The sequence below is a fragment of the Heyndrickxia sp. FSL W8-0423 genome (genome assembly GCF_038009395.1).
GTDB classification, from domain to species: domain Bacteria; phylum Bacillota; class Bacilli; order Bacillales; family Bacillaceae_C; genus Heyndrickxia; species Heyndrickxia sporothermodurans.
This window is the reverse complement of record NZ_JBBPBE010000001.1, coordinates 3,810,969-3,828,378: the sequence shown is the minus strand read 5'-3', so window position 1 is coordinate 3,828,378 and position 17,410 is coordinate 3,810,969. Positions and strand designations below refer to the sequence as shown.

Genomic DNA, 17,410 nt, shown 5'->3' with positions numbered 1-17,410 from the left:
AAAAAAGCGAGATGACCTCGCTATGTATTTTCAAACAAAGAAAACGTTTTAAATGTTTATTAATTTGTATATTGATCTAAAATTTGAATACTTAAATAGAGGATCGTTTGATCTTTTAACATTTTAGGATTCAACTTAGTAAGTTCCTCAATTTTTTTAATTCGATAATGCAATGTATTAATATGTATATGTAATTGTTCAGCCGTTTCTTTTAATGATTGATTATATTCGAATAATGTCCTTAACGTATGAAGTAATTCTGAATCATGGAGAAGTGGCGCAATCGTCCGTTGAATAAATTCTTTTTTCGTTTCTCTTCGAACATCTTCAATGATCATCTCGAGCGTGAGTTCATCATCAAAGGCAACCCACTGATCTCCGGTAATTGAATGAAGAGCACGTTCGGCTTTTAAAAATGACTTTTTCAATTCCTCCGGTTGAACAATTTGACCGATTCCGAAGGTTAATAAACAATTGGTGTTTTGTTCTAATTTAATTTTCCAATCATATAAGTTTTTTTTCAGTTTGTTTTTGTCCATATTGGCTGTAGCATCAAGAAGCAATAGCAAACGGTCATTTCCCCAATGAATGAATAAATCATTTTTCTTTTCGATAGTTAGCCATTTCGGAGTAAAGTTAATCATATTTGTTTGCGTTTTAACTTTTACCATAATCACTTGTCTAGGGACAGTTAAATTAATACCTAAAAGATCGGCACGATTGTGAAAGGATGAATCCCATTCCCTTAATTCTAACCAATCAAAAATAAACGCTTCTATAGCACGATTTTGGCGATTCATTTCTTCTTTATAGAAATTTTCTTGAATAAGGAGTTCAGTCATTTTTCGTAACAACTCCGCATATGGAAAAACTTTTTCGGGATTGCCCGTTATGCCAATGACACCGACTACATTTTGACCAAAGAAAATCGGTAAATTAATCCCAGCCTTTACACCTTTTAATTGGGTTTCATCTTCCTTTGTTATAATTAATCGATCTTTTTTATGAACGGTAAGAAAAGCTCCTTCATGAAAAAAGCCGATTCTCTTTTTATTGGTACTGGCAATAATGTAGCCATTCGTGTCCATAATCACAATTTCTTCATTAATTAATTTTCTTACTTCTTGAATAATTTTTTTTGCAAGATTGGCTTGTAACAAAGACACCACCCCCAAGTTCCTTCCTCTTTTTAGAATAAAGGAATTGATGTGGGAATTAAAGTAGTAACTGATACGTAGGGAAGGAATGAAGCCCAAGATGCGTTGAGAAAGTGAATCTTGGTCGTCAAAGCGAAGGAATGAAGCCGAAGATGCATGAAAAAAGTAAATCTTGGTCGCCGAAGAAAAGGAATGAAACCCAAGATGCACGAAGAAAGTGAATCTTGGTCGCCAAAGAGGAGGAATAAATCCCAAGATGCATGAAGAAAGTAAATCTTGGTCGTCAAAGAGAAGGAATGAAGCCGAAGATGCATGAAGAAAGTAAATCTTGGTCGCCAAAGAGGAGGAATGAAGCCCAAGATGCATAAAAAAAGTGAATCTTGGTCGTCAAAGAGAAGGAATGAAACCCAAGATAGATAAAGAAAAAAATTTTTGTCCCAAAAAACTCAAAACGAAGGGCACGAAAAAATCGTGCCCACATTCGATGTTTATTGCATTTGGTTTCCATAAGGAAATTGGTTTGAATACCCTTGGTGCTGTTGGAAGGATTGTTGAACTTTTTGTTGCTCAGCTGCTTCAAGTTTGTACCATCCGTTTTGAAACATTAAATTAAATAACTCACGTTGCTCGTTTTGTGTTTCGGTAAAGACGGATAGTAAATCTTGATATAATGCTTCATGACTTGCCTCATTCATCGCATTATTATAGGAAGCAGTCAAATATTTTTCCATTGATAATAGATCATTCACAAGATCGCGATCACTCATTCTTGGTGATTCCGGTACAGGTGTTTGCGGATTTTGGATTTTTTGCTGATTTGGCATCGTTAGTCCTCCTATTACATAAATTGCTGGTTTTGTTGACTTCCCGGCTGTGTTTGTAGATGAGCTTGTAAATGATTAAGTATTTTATTGTAATGATTTTGATGCATTTGGCCACATTTTTCGAGAGCATTTTTTACTGAAGCATCTTGGCAATGCATCGCTGCAAAGTGCGCCTTTTTCATCGCAAGTAAATTCCAGGAAAGCATATCATCGATATAAGACAGATCTTTTGTTGACAAAATATCAGGCGGCTGTGGCATTGACACCTGTTGATTTTGCTGATTATAAGGTTGCTGTTGCATACTTACATCATCCTCCAAACGGAATTATTTTTTATATTGATTATTTTGGCTATTCACTTTCCCGCCGCCATCTGCTTCCACCGTCGGCCCTGCATTTCCTTTTACACTAGCAGCACTCACACCAGCTTTCGAAGGATTTTTCTTACGTCGTGCCATTTTACTCACCTCCATAATAAGTATAGATTTTCCTATCTAAGACATATTATCCATTGTCATAAAAGAGGTGGAAACGTAATTGTTTTTAGAAAATTTATCATTTTTAGAGATTAGTAATTGATAGTTTTGAAAAAATCATTTATATTATAGATAGTAAACTCATTCATGAGATATTTTTTTAAAAGAAAAATGAATGAGTATTCATTCAAGAAGGCATTGAAGGAGGAAATAGCATTGAGTAAAAGCATTAAAAAAGCGGCCGTCTTAGGTTCCGGAGTTATGGGATCTGGAATTGCTGCACATTTAGCGAATATTGGGATTCCAACCTTGCTATTGGATATCGTGCCCAAAGAATTATCAGACGAGGAAAAAGCAAAAGGGCTAACATTAGAAGATAAAGTTGTTCGTAATCGTTTTAGTGATGTTGCATTAAAAAAATTACTTAAGCAAAAGCCAGCACCCTTAACAACAAAAGATAATCTTGCACTCATACAAGCTGGTAATTTAGAAGATGATCTAACGAAATTATCTGATGTTGATTGGATTATAGAAGTTGTTGTAGAGAAATTAGCAATAAAAAAGAATGTTTTTGAAAAAGTTGATCAACATCGTAAACAAGGAAGCATTGTCAGTTCAAACACATCCGGAATTTCTGTAGAAGCAATGGTAGAGGGACGTTCAGAGGATTTCAAAAAGCATTTCCTTGGCACCCATTTTTTCAATCCCCCAAGATATTTAAAGCTTCTTGAAATTATACCGACAAAACATACGGATCCGGAAGTTTTACAATTCATGAAAGTATTTGGTGAAGATGTTCTTGGAAAAGGCGTCGTTGTTGCAAAGGATACACCTAATTTCATCGGAAACCGTATCGGCACATACGGACTTTTAGTAACTGTTCAAGAAATGCTCAAAGGCGGGTATAGCGTTGGTGAGGTAGATTCTGTAACAGGCCCGCTAATCGGTCGTCCAAAAAGTGCTACCTTTAGAACGCTAGATGTCGTCGGATTAGATACATTCATTCATGTGGCCAACAATGTATATGAACAAGTAGAAGGAAAAGAAAAAGAAGTATTTGATGTACCTGAATTTATGAAGAAAATGTTCGAAAATGGTTGGTTAGGAAGTAAAAGCGGCCAAGGCTTTTATTTGAAAAAAGGAAAAGAGATTTTAGAACTTGATCCACACACACTTGAATACGGAGAACGAAAAAAATTAAAAGCACCTTCATTAGAAATGGTGAAGCAAATTAAAGGTTCAGCAAATAAAATGAAAGCGCTTGTTTATGCAGAGGATAAAGTAGGCTCACTACTTTGGAATATCTTCGCGCCTGTGCTCATTTACTCGGCCGAGTTAGTAAATGTGATTGCGGATGATATTGTCTCCATTGATAATGCGATGAAATGGGGATTTGGTTGGAAACAAGGTCCTTTTGAAGTTTGGGATACAATCGGGGTTGAAAAATCAGTAGCAAAAATGAAGCAAGAAGGAATTGAAATCCCAGCTTGGGTGGAGGAGATGTTAAATAAAGGGACTACAGCCTTCTATAAGGAAGAAAATGATGGAACCTACTTTTACCACGCTGGAGAATATAAAAAGATTGAACAAAATCCTAAAGTAATTAATTTAAAGCAATTAAAAAATCAAGGGAAACTTATTAAGAAAAATACAGGTGCAAGCTTAATTGATTTAGGAGATGGCGTCGCGCTATTAGAATTCCATTCACCAAATAATGCCATCGGTTTAGATATTATTCAAATGATTAATTTTTCCGTTGATGAAGTGGCGAAAAACTATAAAGGCTTAGTGATTGGGAACCAAGGGAAGAATTTCTGTGTCGGAGCAAACCTAGCATTGATGCTAATGGAAGCACAGGATGATAACTTCTTTGAACTGGATATGGTAATTAGGCAATTCCAAAATGCAATGATGAAAATCAAATATAGCCCTAAACCTGTTGTGACCGCACCTTTTGCAATGACATTAGGTGGAGGGGCTGAAGTATGTTTACCTTCCGCACACATCCAAGCAACAATGGAAACGTATATGGGACTAGTTGAGTGTGGTGTAGGATTGCTGCCGGGTGGCGGGGGAAATAAAGAACTTTATATTAAACACTTGAAAAACATTCCAAATGGTGTTGATTTTGACTTGCAAAAAGTGGCGAATAAAGTATTTGAAACGATTGCGATGGCGAAAGTATCTACATCAGGGGAAGAAGCAAGACTTAATAATTTCCTAAGTAATGCTGATGGCATAAGTGTGAATCCAGATCATCAATTATATGATGCAAAACAGGCAGTGCTTGCATTGGATGCAAAAGGGTATAAACCACCTGTCCGACAAAAAGTGCCAGTCGTAGGTGAAACCGGCTATGCGACATTATTATTAGGTGCAGAAGGAATGTATTTATCAGGTTATATTTCTGAGCATGATTTAAAAATTGCAAAGAAAATTGCCTATGTCATTGCCGGCGGAAAAGTGCCATACGGTTCAAAAGTAGATGAACAATACTTACTTGACTTAGAAAGAGAAGCTTTCCTAAGTTTAATTGCTGAACCGAAAACACAACAACGTATGCAACACATGCTTGTAAAAGGAAAACCATTAAGAAACTAAGCCTATCAATTAACGATTAGATACGAATTGCTAAATGAAAGAGGGGAATCAAATGCGTGAGGCAGTAATCGTAGCAGGTGCTAGAACACCGGTTGGTAAAGCTAGCAAAGGGACACTCGCAAATGTTAGACCAGACGATTTAGGTGCACTAGTTGTCAAAGAAACTTTGAAACGTGCGGGGAATTATGAAGGGAATATAGATGATTTAATTATTGGCTGTGCGATGCCGGAAGCAGAACAAGGATTAAATATGGCGCGTAATATTGGTGCATTGGCAGGCCTTCCAAATACGGTACCTGCGGTAACGGTTAACCGTTACTGTTCATCAGGTCTTCAATCAATCGCCTACGGTGCAGAAAGAATCATGCTTGGATCATCAGATACAGTACTAGCAGGTGGAGCGGAATCTATGAGTCTAGTACCAATGATGGGCCATGTTGTCCGCCCGAATGCTACTCTAGCAGAAACGGCACCCGAATATTATATGGGAATGGGGCATACAGCTGAACAAGTTGCGCAGAAGTTCGGCGTTTCACGTGAAGATCAAGATGCATTTGCAGTGAGAAGCCATCAAAAGGCCGCAAAAGCCATTGCTGAAGGGAAATTCGCCGATGAAATCGTACCGGTAGATGTCACACTTCGTTCTGTCGGTGCAGATAATAAATTGGTAGAGAAACATGTAGTATTCAGCGAGGATGAAGGGGTTCGTCCTGAGTCGAGTGTAGAAGTACTTGGAAAATTAAGACCGGCATTTAATCTTAAAGGATCCGTGACGGCAGGAAACTCTTCTCAAACGAGTGACGGGGCAGCCGCTGTGTTATTAATGGATCGTGAAAAAGCTGTGTCACATGGACTTACGCCAATGGCTAAATTCCGTTCATTTGCAGTAGCCGGTGTACCACCCGAAATTATGGGAATTGGGCCAGTTGAGGCGATTCCAAGAGCATTAAAAATTGCAGGACTAGAACTAGCTGATATTGGTTTATTCGAATTGAATGAGGCTTTTGCTTCTCAATCAATTCAAGTTATTCGCCAGTTAGGTTTGAATGAGGAAATTGTCAATGTAAACGGTGGCGCGATTGCCCTCGGACATCCACTAGGATGCACAGGGACAAAATTAACATTATCGTTGATTCATGAAATGAAAAGACGCAATGTGCAATTCGGTGTTGTGACTATGTGTATTGGCGGCGGCATGGGTGCTGCAGGTGTTTTTGAACTAATTTAGAAAAATAACATCGTTTAGGAGGAAGTAAAAATGGCTAATCAAACAGATAAATTAATTAAAGGTGGAAGCTTTTTAATTGAGGATATTTCTTATGAGCAAATGTTTACTCCAGAGGATTATTCCGACGAACAAAAAATGATCGCAAAAACAACTGAGGATTATGTAAATAATGAGGTTGTCCCACAAGTAGAATATTTGGAAAAGCATGAATTTGACCGCTCTGTTAAACTATTAAAATCTGCAGGTGATTTAGGGTTGTTAGGTGCAGATGTACCTGAAGAATATGGCGGTTTAGAATTAGATAAAGTAAGCTCAGCATTAATTTCTGAAAAAATGGCCAAAGTCGGCGGTTTCTCCATTTCCCATGGTGCACATGTAGGGATTGGATCCTTACCGATCGTGTTATTCGGTAATGAAGAACAAAAGAAAAAATATTTGCCACTGCTTGCAACAGGTGAAAAACTAGCTGCCTATGCATTAACAGAACCAAGCTCAGGCTCAGACGCGTTAGGTGCAAAAACAACTGCTAAATTAAATGAAGCAGGGACACATTATATTTTGAATGGTGAAAAACAATGGATTACCAATGCTGGATTTGCGGATGTATTTGTTGTATACGCAAAAATCGATGGGGATAAATTTTCAGCCTTTATCGTAGAACGCGAATACCCAGGAGTATCAACAGGTGCAGAAGAAAAGAAAATGGGAATTAAGAGCTCTTCGACACGTACATTAATTTTAGAAGATGCAGAAGTTCCTGTTGAAAATTTACTTGGTGAGGTTGGTAAAGGGCATAAAATCGCATTTAACATCTTAAATATTGGCCGCTACAAATTGGGAGTAGGTACAGTTGGCGGTTCAAAAAGCGCATTTGAAATTACTGTGAAATATGCAAATCAACGTAAACAATTTAAAACACCGATTTCAGCATTCAATTTAACAAAAGAAAAATTAGCAACAATGGCTTCGAAAATTTATGCTGCTGAAAGTTCTGTATACCGTACAGTAGGTCTTTTTGACGAAAGAATGAGCCATGTCGATGTAAAAGATGGTCAAGAGATTGCTAATTCTATTGCTGAATATGCAATTGAATGTTCATTAAACAAAGTATTTGGCTCAGAAGTTCTTGATTATGTAGTAGATGAAGGTGTCCAAATCCATGGTGGTTATGGATTTATGGATGAATATGAAATTTCACGAGCTTACCGCGATTCTCGTATTAACCGTATTTTTGAAGGAACAAATGAAATCAACCGCTTAATCGTACCTGGAACATTAATGAAAAAGGCAATGAAGGGCGAGTTACCACTACTTCAAAAAGTGCAAAGCTTACAGGAAGAACTTATGATGATGATGCCGGAAGAAATTGGAGATGGCGCATTAGATCAAGAAAAATATTTAACACGCAGTGCGAAAAAAGTGGCGCTTATGGTTGCTGGACTTGGCGCACAAAAATTCGGAACGAAACTTGAACAAGAGCAAGAAGTTCTTGTTAATGTGGCGGATATTATTTCTTTAGCCTATGCAATGGAATCTGTCGTTCTTCGTACAGAAAAAGCAATTGCTAAAGAAGGTGTTGAAAAGAGCCAGCAAAAAATTCTTTATACACAAATCTTCTGTCAGGAATCAATCAATGAAATTGAACAATTGGCAAAAGAATCAGTTGTTGCCATTGAAGATGGTGATACATTACGAATGATGCTATCTGCACTTCGAAAATTGACTCGCCATACACCAATTAATGTCATTGCTAAAAAACGTGAGGCATCTGTGAAGCTTATTGAAGCTGAACGTTTTGTCCTTTAATAAAATTCATGAAAATCCCTGATATCGCATCAGGGATTTTTTAAAATTAAATGTCACATGATAAAATTAATGACTGTATAAAGTTGTTGTTTACAATTTGGAGGCATTTAAATGCACAACTCGTGGAATCTTCTCAATAAACTCCAGCAAAAAATTTATATAACCGTCAAGTTTAAATTTTGGGTAAGCCATTTCATCGCTTTACTTTGGATGGCTTTTTCTGTAATTATTTCTTTTCCTTGGATTCATGATTTAGCAAAAATTGTTACTTATCCTATAGCAATAGCAATTATTTCCGGAATCTCTTATATTCCAGGATATTTAAATGCATTTCTAATTATCAGTTTATTGTTCGATAAACAACCCAAATTTAAAAATGAAAATCCAACAGAACCAGTTACTATTTTAATTGCAGCATTTAACGAAGAAAAAAGAATTTACAATACGTTAAAATACATTAAGAACCAAGATTATCATGGAAAGATTACTATCCTTGTAATCGATAATGCATCAAATGATCAAACAGTGGCTGAAGTAAATAGAGCGATAGATGAATTACAATTGAATATTAAATTGTTACATGAGAAAAGGCGCGGAAAATTTTATGCATTAAATTATGGATTACAGTGGGTAAAAAGCAACTATGTCATTACATTGGATGCGGACACCATCCTCCATTCATCTGCGGTAAGAAACCTTATCGCAAGAATAGAAAGTAGTCCAAATGATGTTGCCGCTGTTGCAGGTTCAGTACTCGTCCGAAACAGTCGTGATAATCTATGGACGAAAATTCAGGAATGGGATTATTTCTTAGGCATAGCTTCAATTAAAAGACTGCAAGGCTTATACCAAGGAACATTAGTAGCACAAGGTGCGTTTAGCATATATCGCATAAAGGATTTGAAAGAAATAGGTGGGTGGCCAAATGCCATTGGCGAAGACATTGTGGTCACTTGGAGATTACTCGAAAAAAAGAGAAAAGTTTATTTTGAACCCCTTGCAGTAGCTTTCACCGATGTTCCCACTTCTTTGCTGCAATTTATTCGCCAACGTTCAAGATGGGCAAGAGGAATGATTGAAGGATTACAAGCAATTAAACCTTGGGAGCAACCGCAACTATATACCAAATATTTAACGGGTGTAAATTTGATCATGCCTTTTATAGATATCACTTACACGCTTTTTTGGATACCTGGATTAATTCTAGCATTGTTTGGACATTATTGGATTGTCGGACCAATGACATTACTCGTTTTACCGTTAACTTTAATAAGCTTTGGAGTACTTTACCTATATCAAAAGCGCTTTGTGTTTCGTCCATTAAACTTAAAAATAAGAAACAATACAATTGGTTTTATTTGTTTTATTCTTTTCTACCAAATCATAATGTCCCCAGTTTCGACGTATGGGTATATACAAGAGTTTTTTAAAATGGAGAGGAAATGGAAATGATGAGGTACGGTTAAAATAATACCTTTGAATTTCAATAAATAAGAAGGTAAAATAAAATTAGTGTCGAATCATATATTTGATTAGTAGGTGGTGAATCATGATGGCATTAACATTTTATTGGTACCCAAAATGCGGGACATGTCGAAAAGCAAAAAAGTGGTTAGAAGAACATAATATTTCCTTTGAAGCCATACATATTTCTGAAAATCCACCGACTCAAAAAGAATTAGAAGAACTTTATAAAAAAAGTGGCCTGGAGTTGAAGAAGTTTTTTAACACATCAGGGCAAAAATATCGTGAACTTGGAATGAAGGATCGTATAAAAACGGCATCCGAAGATGAGCTGTTAGCCCTTCTTGCTTCAGATGGAATGCTCATTAAACGCCCCATTCTAACAGATCATGATAAAGTGACAGTCGGTTTTAATGAAGAGATGTATGAAAAGACATGGCTATAGTTTAGCACCAGTTAGCCTACTTGCGTTTGGAGTTATGTAACTATTTTTTTCAAAATAATCATTGGAGGTATTTCTACTATGAGTTTACCAAGTGAATTACGTTATTCTGAAGAACATGAATGGGTGAAAGAAGAAGGGCAAAGTTTGCGAATCGGAATTACTGATTTTGCTCAAGCTGAGCTTGGCGACATCGTTTTCGTTGAACTACCGGAAGTAGGGGACGAAGTGAAAGCTAACGAACCATTCGGCAGCGTCGAATCTGTAAAAACAGTTTCTGAATTATATGCACCGGTTAGCGGGAAAGTTGTTGCCGTAAATGAGGAATTAAGTGACAGCCCGGAATTTGTCAATGAATCACCATATGAAAAAGCATGGATGATTGTTGTTGAACCAAGTAATACGGCTGAATTAGACGAGTTAATGTCAGCTGAGCAATATGGAGAAATGATTAAAGAAGATTAATAAATATTAATAAATGAAAACACCTTGGGGTTAGATCCAAGGTGTTTGTTATATAAAGGATGAAATATTTTTATGAAAGAATGGACAAAGAAAGAAGTTATTCAAAATACAGAGAATGCCGATAATCTTGCGCTTTATTTTTACACTCCACTTTGCGGAACATGCCAGGTAGCAGGAAAAATGCTAGAGATAGTAGAAAAAATCGTTCCTGAATTTGAATATAGCAAAGCAGATTTAAATTATATGCCCGAAATTGCCGAACAGTATTCCATAGAAAGTGTTCCTTGCTTATTGATATTCCAAAATGGAGAATGTAAGGAAAAAATATATGCATTTCAATCGGTTACGAATTTATATGATGTGTTAAAGAAATTTTAATTGTTTCTCGACAAATTTCTTGGGAAATAACTAGATAGTGCCTTGTTTTGACAAGATAAGCTATCTATTTTTTTATTTTTAAAAACATTGTTGAACGATTGCTAAAGGATATATCGTTTGTTTCGTGAATTAATAATGTAAAAAGCATAGGGTGGGGATCTGTGTGGACACATTATTCAAACGGGTATTAGTTGAAATAAATAGAAGAAGTCATTTACAAACACTCCTTCCAAGTCATCAAATTTCAATATCGTTCAAATGTGAAGATAGAATATGGGCTATGAATCTTTCAAAGGTACAAAGCAATTATACATCAAATATAGATGAAAAAGTTGACTTAGAAATACATGTTTCTAAACAAGCATTACCATTACTTTTAAATGGAGATATTCGTCTATATCAATTGGTTAAATATGGTGAAGTTCAAGTGAAAGGATCATATCGGTATTCGTTGCTAGTAGAATCTTTATTATGGTTATGCAGAGAATACAAAATCGCATAAAAACTTTTTATTTGACGTTAAGGGGGCTATCCAATGCTCCTCCACTTTTGTTCTTGACGCATTTACCCTGTTTTAAATAAATAATCATTAAAAGAAGGCTTCGGTTTATCATACCGGAGCATTCTTTACTATAATGAAGGATTCGTAATGATTTTTAAGTATACGTAAAATAATTTTGCCATCAAGCTCTTAAAACGTTTGATGAAGTAAATAAACCTTTCATATGCCTTTTGTTTGTTTTATTGATGTTTGTTACGATTGTATTCGTAAGTTTTAAAGCAAATATGGAAGGGATGATTCGTTATTAACTCTCTTGAGTTACAGTACACAAATGACATGGAAAAGGCATTACAAGGTGCACATGGAGTTGGCTATGAGGTGTACAAAAGAAGGCATAAAGTGAGGATGCTCGTTGAAAGAAGAAGAGATAATGAGTATATTAAATCCCAAAGAATGGTAGCGGACCTTGGACGAAAGATGTTAAGTAATTTATAATATAAAAGTAGGAGAAACCAGTGTTGACTACACTGGTTTTTTCCTTCTATACAATGACCAAATACATAATCTTTTTAACGAATTAACAACTTGAATGAATTGCTATATAAAGGTAAAACTAAAGTGATTAAATACGGACTTTCAAAGAAAATCGAAGGGCGGACTTTCCTTATTGCTTATAGTTTTAATTTGTTATAAGATTATAATGAGAATAAATTGAGAATGAGTTTTGAAATTTTTATATACAACGGAGGTATAATCATGGCAGGTTCTACACTTATCATTAAAGATCTACATGTTGAGATCGAAGGTAAAGAGATTTTAAAAGGTGTTAACTTAGAGATTAAGGGCGGCGAATTTCACGCAATCATGGGTCCAAATGGTACTGGTAAGTCAACATTATCATCTGCTATTATGGGCCATCCTAAATATATCGTAACAAAAGGCAGCATCACACTTGATGGTAAAGATGTTTTAGAAATGGAAGTTGATGAAAGAGCACGCGCAGGTCTCTTTTTAGCGATGCAATATCCTAGTGAAATCAGCGGTGTAACAAATGCTGAATTTTTACGTTCTTCAATCAATTCACGTCGTGAAGAAGGCAATGAAATTTCCTTAATGAAATTCATCCGTGAGATGGATAAAAAAATGGAATTGCTTGAAATGGATCCAAATATGGCACAACGTTATCTTAATGAAGGCTTCTCCGGCGGAGAGAAAAAGCGTAATGAAATTCTTCAATTAATGATGATTGAACCAAAAATTGCAATTCTTGACGAAATCGATTCAGGTCTAGATATCGATGCACTTAAAGTTGTTTCAAAAGGAATCAATGAAATGCGTAGCAATGATTTTGGTTGCTTAATCATTACTCACTATCAACGTTTATTAAACTATATTACTCCTGACTATGTTCACGTAATGATGCAAGGTCGTGTTGTTAAATCCGGCGGTCCAGAATTGGCAGCTCGCTTGGAGTCTGAAGGATATGACTGGATTAAGCATGAACTTGGAATTGAAGACGAAACAGTAGGGCAAGAAGCATAAAGTTGGGAGGACTTAACATGACTGTAGAAACAAATCTTTCAGTGGATCAGGCTTATGTTCGCTCCTTCTCAGAAGGAAAGGGTGAACCTGAGTGGTTTACGGAGCTTCGTATTCAAGCATTAGCTAAATCGGAAGAGCTTCCAATGCCTAAGCCTGACAAAACTAGAATTACTAGATGGAATTTTACTCAATTTACACAGCATACGATCGAAAGTGATAAATATCAAACCTTAGATTCACTACCTGAAGCGGTAAAATCATTAATTGATTTAGAAAATGCGAATAAAAACTTATATATTCAACATAATCAAACCGCTGCATTTTTAACCTTATCAGATGAGCTAAAAGATAAAGGCGTTATTTTTACTGATATTTTAACTGCTGTAAAACAACACGCTGATCTTGTTCAAAAATATTTTATGAAAGATGCAGTAAAAGTTGATGAACATAAATTAACAGCATTACATGCGGCACTTATGAACGGTGGAGTATTCCTATACGTTCCTAAAAATGTAGAAGTTACTGAGCCAATCCAAACAATTTATGTACATGATCATACCGAGGCACCACTATTTAACCACGTACTTGTTGTTGCCGATGATAATAGTTCAGTAACATATGTTGAAAACTATATTTCAACAAATGAACAAGCTAAAGGTATTGCGAATATCATTACTGAAATCATTGCAAACGGCAATGCTAAAATTGAGTATGGTTCCGTTGATAATTTAGCGGAAGGTGTAACTACCTATGTAAACCGTCGCGGAGTTGCTTATCGTGATGCCAATATTGAATGGGCATTGGGGATGATGAACGATGGTGATACGATTTCTAATAATACGACGAATTTAATGGGAGACGGTTCTTCTTCCCACTCAAAAACTGTCGTTGTTGGCCGTGGTAGTCAAACACAAAACTTTACAACACAAATTACTCACTTTGGTAAAAACACCGAAGGCTTCATTTTAAAACATGGTGTTATGAAAGATGCCGCTTCATCTATTTTTAACGGAATCGGAAAAATCGAACATGGTGCTTCTAAATCAGATGCTGAACAAGAATCACGCGTTTTAATGTTAAGTGAAAAAGCACGTGGTGATGCCAACCCAATGCTTTTAATCGATGAAGATGATGTAATGGCTGGACATGCTGCATCTGTTGGCCGTGTTGATCCAGTACAGCTTTATTATTTAATGAGCCGTGGAATTTCGAAAAAAGAAGCAGAACGATTAATCATTCATGGATTCCTTGCTCCTGTAGTAAATCAATTGCCTATCGAAGGTGTTAAACGTGCACTTATAGAGGTAATTGAAAGGAAAGTTAAGTAATGAATGCGAAAGAGATTCGTAAATTATTTCCGATTCTTGACCAAGAAGTCAATGGACATCCACTTGTATACCTAGATAGTGCTGCGACATCTCAAAAGCCTTATTCTGTCATTGAAGCGATTGATAGTTATTATAAAGAAGATAATTCTAATGTTCACCGCGGTGTTCATACATTAGGTACAAGAGCCACGGATAAATATGAAGGTGCCCGAGAGAAGGTTCGCCGATTCATTAATGCTTCTTCGACAAGTGAAGTGATCTTTACACGCGGAACAACAACGTCAATAAATACCATTGCAAATAGCTTTGGCCGTGATAATGTTAAAGAGGGAGATGAAATAGTCATCTCCTATATGGAACATCATAGTAATTTAATCCCATGGCAACAACTTGCCAAACGCAAAGGGGCTACATTGAAATATATCCCGATGCAGGAAGATGGAACAATTACGCTTGAGGATGTACGTAAAACAGTAACCGCCCAAACAAAAATTGTTGCCATAATGTATGTGTCTAATGTTCTTGGTACAATTAATCCAATTAAAGAAATTACGAAAATTGCCCATGAAAATGGAGCATATATCGTTGTAGACGGTGCTCAAAGTACGCCACATATGAAGGTGGATGTTCAAGACCTTGATTGTGATTTCTATGCATTTTCAGGTCATAAGATGTGTGCACCTACTGGAATTGGCGTATTATATGGCAAACGTGAACTTCTTGAAAACATGGAGCCAGTTGAATTTGGTGGAGAAATGATTGACTTTGTCGACCTTTATGATTCTACTTGGAAAGAGCTTCCATGGAAGTTTGAAGGTGGTACACCGATTATTGCAGGTGCGATTGGGTTAGGTGCGGCAATCGATTTCCTTGAAGAAATTGGAATGGATAATATTTTAAATCATGAACACGCCTTAGCGGAATATGCTTTAAATAAGCTTTCTACTGTTGATGGCGTAACCATTTATGGACCGAAAGATGCAACGAAACGTGCAGGTGTGGTCACTTTTAATTTAGATGATGTCCACCCGCATGATGTCGCTACTGTACTTGATGCAGAAGGAATTGCCGTGAGGGCAGGACATCATTGTGCACAGCCACTAATGAAATGGTTAAAAGTTTCAGCTACTGCAAGAGCAAGCTTCTATCTGTACAATACAGAAGAAGATATTGACCGTTTTGTTGCTGGACTTTTAAAAACAAAGGAGTATTTCAGCGATGTCTTTTAACAATCTAGATACTCTCTATCGCCAAGTAATTATGGATCATTATAAAAACCCTCGAAATAAGGGGCATATTGATGAAAACAGTGTCATCATTGATATGAATAACCCAACTTGTGGAGATCGTATTCATTTAACGATGAAAGTAGAGGATGGAAAAGTTGTCGACGCGAAGTTTGATGGAGAAGGATGTTCGATCTCAATGGCCTCTGCGTCGATGATGACTCAGGCGATTATCGGAAAAGATGCAGAAACCGCAGTTAAACTTTCACATATTTTTTCCGATATGATCCAAGGCAAGGAATATGACGAAGACGAAGATTTAGGTGATATTGAAGCATTACAAGGAGTATCGAAATTCCCAGCTCGCATTAAATGTGCAACATTGGCATGGAAAGCGATGGAAAAGGGATTAGATTCCAAGTAATTCCTAAACACTAATAAATAGAATATCCTCTAGTCAATAACTGGATTTCATAAATGTAAAACGAATAGGATGGAGGAATGATTGATATGGCAAAAAAAATGCCTGAAATCGGAGATTATAAATATGGCTTCCATGATAAGGACGTCTCCGTTTTCCGTTCAAAAAGAGGTTTAACTCGAGAAATCGTCGAAGAAATCTCACGAATGAAAAATGAACCACAATGGATGTTAGATTTTCGACTTAAATCACTTGAGCATTTTTATAATAAGCCAATGCCTCAATGGGGCGGCGATTTGAATGGTTTAGATTTCGATGAAATCACTTATTATGTTAAACCTTCAGAAGCTCAAGGACGTTCTTGGGATGAGGTTCCAGAAGAAATCAAAAATACATTTGATAAACTTGGAATTCCTGAAGCAGAACAAAAATATTTAGCAGGGGTATCTGCACAGTATGAATCAGAAGTCGTTTATCACAATATGAAAGAAGATCTTGAAAAGTTAGGAATTGTATTTAAAGATACGGATTCCGCTTTAAGAGAAAATGAAGATATCTTCCGTGAACATTGGGCAACCGTTATCCCGCCAACAGATAATAAATTTGCTGCATTAAACTCAGCAGTTTGGTCAGGTGGATCATTCATTTATGTCCCACCGGGTGTAAAAGTAGATACACCACTTCAAGCATATTTCCGTATTAATTCGGAAAATATGGGACAATTTGAACGTACACTAATTATTGTTGACGAAGGTGCACATGTTCATTACGTTGAAGGATGTACAGCTCCTGTCTACACAACAAACTCACTTCATAGTGCGGTTGTAGAAATTATTATTAAAAAGAATGCTTATTGCCGTTATACAACAATTCAAAACTGGGCAAATAACGTATACAACTTAGTAACAAAACGTGCGGTATGTGAAGAAAATGCAACGATGGAATGGATTGATGGAAACATCGGGTCAAAATTGACAATGAAATACCCAGCTGTCTTTCTTAAAGGTGAAGGTGCCCGTGGTATGACATTATCCATTGCGATTGCCGGAAAAGGCCAACACCAAGATGCAGGTGCGAAAATGATGCATTTAGCACCGAACACTTCTTCCACAATCGTATCTAAGTCAATTTCAAAACACGGTGGGAAAGTAACATACCGTGGAATCGTTCACTTCGGCCGCAAAGCTGAAGGCGCACGTTCAAATATCGAATGTGACACATTAATTATGGATAATCAATCAACTTCTGATACAATTCCATATAATGAAATTTTAAACGACAATATTTCATTAGAACATGAAGCGAAAGTTTCGAAAGTATCTGAAGAACAATTATTCTATTTAATGAGCCGTGGTATTTCAGAAGAAGAAGCGACTGAAATGATCGTAATGGGCTTCATTGAACCATTTACGAAAGAATTACCAATGGAATACGCTGTAGAAATGAACCGCCTGATCAAGTTCGAAATGGAAGGTTCTATCGGTTAATAAACTTTACGAAAAAATCACTTGGAGCTGATCCAAGTGATTTTTTTCGAATAAAAGGGCTTA

Annotated in this window: 18 protein-coding genes; 14 read left to right on the top strand and 4 right to left on the bottom strand. The window is 36.5% G+C overall.

Features of this window, described 5'->3' with window-relative positions; all coding sequences use genetic code 11:
- Nucleotides 1–59: 59 nt before the first annotated feature.
- The 4 genes from MKY81_RS19690 to MKY81_RS19675 all read right to left on the bottom strand — a co-directional run bounded on the left by MKY81_RS19690 (nucleotide 60) and on the right by MKY81_RS19675 (nucleotide 2,439).
- A complete protein-coding gene (locus MKY81_RS19690) occupies nucleotides 60–1,169 on the bottom strand; it encodes a CdaR family transcriptional regulator (RefSeq protein WP_341118818.1) in 1,110 nt (369 codons plus the stop codon).
- A gap of 476 nt (nucleotides 1,170–1,645) precedes the next feature.
- Nucleotides 1,646–1,981, bottom strand: a complete 336-nt coding sequence (locus tag MKY81_RS19685; RefSeq protein ID WP_108069898.1) for a spore coat protein — start codon at nucleotides 1,979–1,981, stop codon at nucleotides 1,646–1,648.
- Nucleotides 1,982–1,995: 14 nt separating this feature from the next.
- Complete coding sequence (locus MKY81_RS19680) at nucleotides 1,996–2,283, bottom strand: hypothetical protein (RefSeq protein WP_066229248.1); 288 nt, start codon at nucleotides 2,281–2,283, stop codon at nucleotides 1,996–1,998.
- 24 nt (nucleotides 2,284–2,307) lie between these two features.
- Entirely contained in the window at nucleotides 2,308–2,439 is a 132-nt protein-coding gene (locus MKY81_RS19675) for a YuzL family protein (RefSeq protein ID WP_084347510.1), read from the bottom strand.
- Between the two features lie 234 nt (nucleotides 2,440–2,673).
- Here MKY81_RS19675 and MKY81_RS19670 point away from each other — a divergent pair, with 234 nt between their 5' ends.
- The 14 genes from MKY81_RS19670 (at nucleotide 2,674) to sufB (ending at nucleotide 17,347) form a co-directional block, all read left to right on the top strand.
- Nucleotides 2,674–5,058: a 3-hydroxyacyl-CoA dehydrogenase/enoyl-CoA hydratase family protein gene (locus MKY81_RS19670; protein ID WP_108069896.1), complete on the top strand. Its 2,385-nt coding sequence runs from the start codon at nucleotides 2,674–2,676 to the stop codon at nucleotides 5,056–5,058.
- Between the two features lie 52 nt (nucleotides 5,059–5,110).
- Nucleotides 5,111–6,286, top strand: a complete 1,176-nt coding sequence (locus MKY81_RS19665; RefSeq protein ID WP_108069894.1) for an acetyl-CoA C-acetyltransferase — start codon at nucleotides 5,111–5,113, stop codon at nucleotides 6,284–6,286.
- A gap of 30 nt (nucleotides 6,287–6,316) precedes the next feature.
- A complete protein-coding gene (locus MKY81_RS19660; protein WP_107921123.1) occupies nucleotides 6,317–8,092 on the top strand; it encodes an acyl-CoA dehydrogenase family protein in 1,776 nt (591 codons plus the stop codon).
- A gap of 111 nt (nucleotides 8,093–8,203) precedes the next feature.
- The gene (locus MKY81_RS19655) at nucleotides 8,204–9,544 is read left to right on the top strand and encodes a glycosyltransferase family 2 protein (RefSeq protein ID WP_341118595.1); all 1,341 of its coding nucleotides are present in this window, start codon (nucleotides 8,204–8,206) and stop codon (nucleotides 9,542–9,544) included.
- A gap of 100 nt (nucleotides 9,545–9,644) precedes the next feature.
- The gene (locus MKY81_RS19650; protein WP_066229346.1) at nucleotides 9,645–10,001 is read left to right on the top strand and encodes an arsenate reductase family protein; all 357 of its coding nucleotides are present in this window, start codon (nucleotides 9,645–9,647) and stop codon (nucleotides 9,999–10,001) included.
- A gap of 78 nt (nucleotides 10,002–10,079) precedes the next feature.
- Nucleotides 10,080–10,463 carry a glycine cleavage system protein GcvH gene (gcvH, locus tag MKY81_RS19645; protein ID WP_341118594.1) on the top strand — a complete coding sequence of 128 codons (384 nt, stop codon included), beginning with the start codon at nucleotides 10,080–10,082 and terminating at the stop codon, nucleotides 10,461–10,463.
- A 72-nt stretch (nucleotides 10,464–10,535) separates the two neighbouring features.
- Nucleotides 10,536–10,841 (top strand): thioredoxin family protein, encoded by a 306-nt coding sequence (locus MKY81_RS19640; RefSeq protein ID WP_108069888.1) that lies wholly within the window; start codon nucleotides 10,536–10,538, stop codon nucleotides 10,839–10,841.
- 163 nt (nucleotides 10,842–11,004) lie between these two features.
- On the top strand, nucleotides 11,005–11,343 hold the full coding sequence (locus tag MKY81_RS19635) for an SCP2 sterol-binding domain-containing protein (protein ID WP_341118593.1): 339 nt from the start codon (nucleotides 11,005–11,007) through the stop codon (nucleotides 11,341–11,343).
- Nucleotides 11,344–11,679: 336 nt separating this feature from the next.
- Entirely contained in the window at nucleotides 11,680–11,838 is a 159-nt protein-coding gene (locus MKY81_RS19630; RefSeq protein ID WP_181294575.1) for a hypothetical protein, read from the top strand.
- 261 nt (nucleotides 11,839–12,099) lie between these two features.
- Nucleotides 12,100–12,885 carry a Fe-S cluster assembly ATPase SufC gene (gene sufC / locus MKY81_RS19625; protein WP_107921121.1) on the top strand — a complete coding sequence of 262 codons (786 nt, stop codon included), beginning with the start codon at nucleotides 12,100–12,102 and terminating at the stop codon, nucleotides 12,883–12,885.
- A 17-nt stretch (nucleotides 12,886–12,902) separates the two neighbouring features.
- On the top strand, nucleotides 12,903–14,213 hold the full coding sequence (sufD, locus tag MKY81_RS19620) for a Fe-S cluster assembly protein SufD (RefSeq protein ID WP_341118592.1): 1,311 nt from the start codon (nucleotides 12,903–12,905) through the stop codon (nucleotides 14,211–14,213).
- A complete protein-coding gene (locus MKY81_RS19615; RefSeq protein ID WP_341118590.1) occupies nucleotides 14,213–15,442 on the top strand; it encodes a cysteine desulfurase in 1,230 nt (409 codons plus the stop codon). Before sufD ends, MKY81_RS19615 begins: the two co-directional genes overlap by 1 nt.
- On the top strand, nucleotides 15,432–15,863 hold the full coding sequence (sufU, locus tag MKY81_RS19610) for a Fe-S cluster assembly sulfur transfer protein SufU (RefSeq protein WP_066229213.1): 432 nt from the start codon (nucleotides 15,432–15,434) through the stop codon (nucleotides 15,861–15,863). Before MKY81_RS19615 ends, sufU begins: the two co-directional genes overlap by 11 nt.
- An 86-nt stretch (nucleotides 15,864–15,949) precedes the next feature.
- Complete coding sequence (gene sufB, locus MKY81_RS19605) at nucleotides 15,950–17,347, top strand: Fe-S cluster assembly protein SufB (RefSeq protein ID WP_066229210.1); 1,398 nt, start codon at nucleotides 15,950–15,952, stop codon at nucleotides 17,345–17,347.
- The last annotated feature ends 63 nt before the right edge of the window (nucleotides 17,348–17,410 follow it).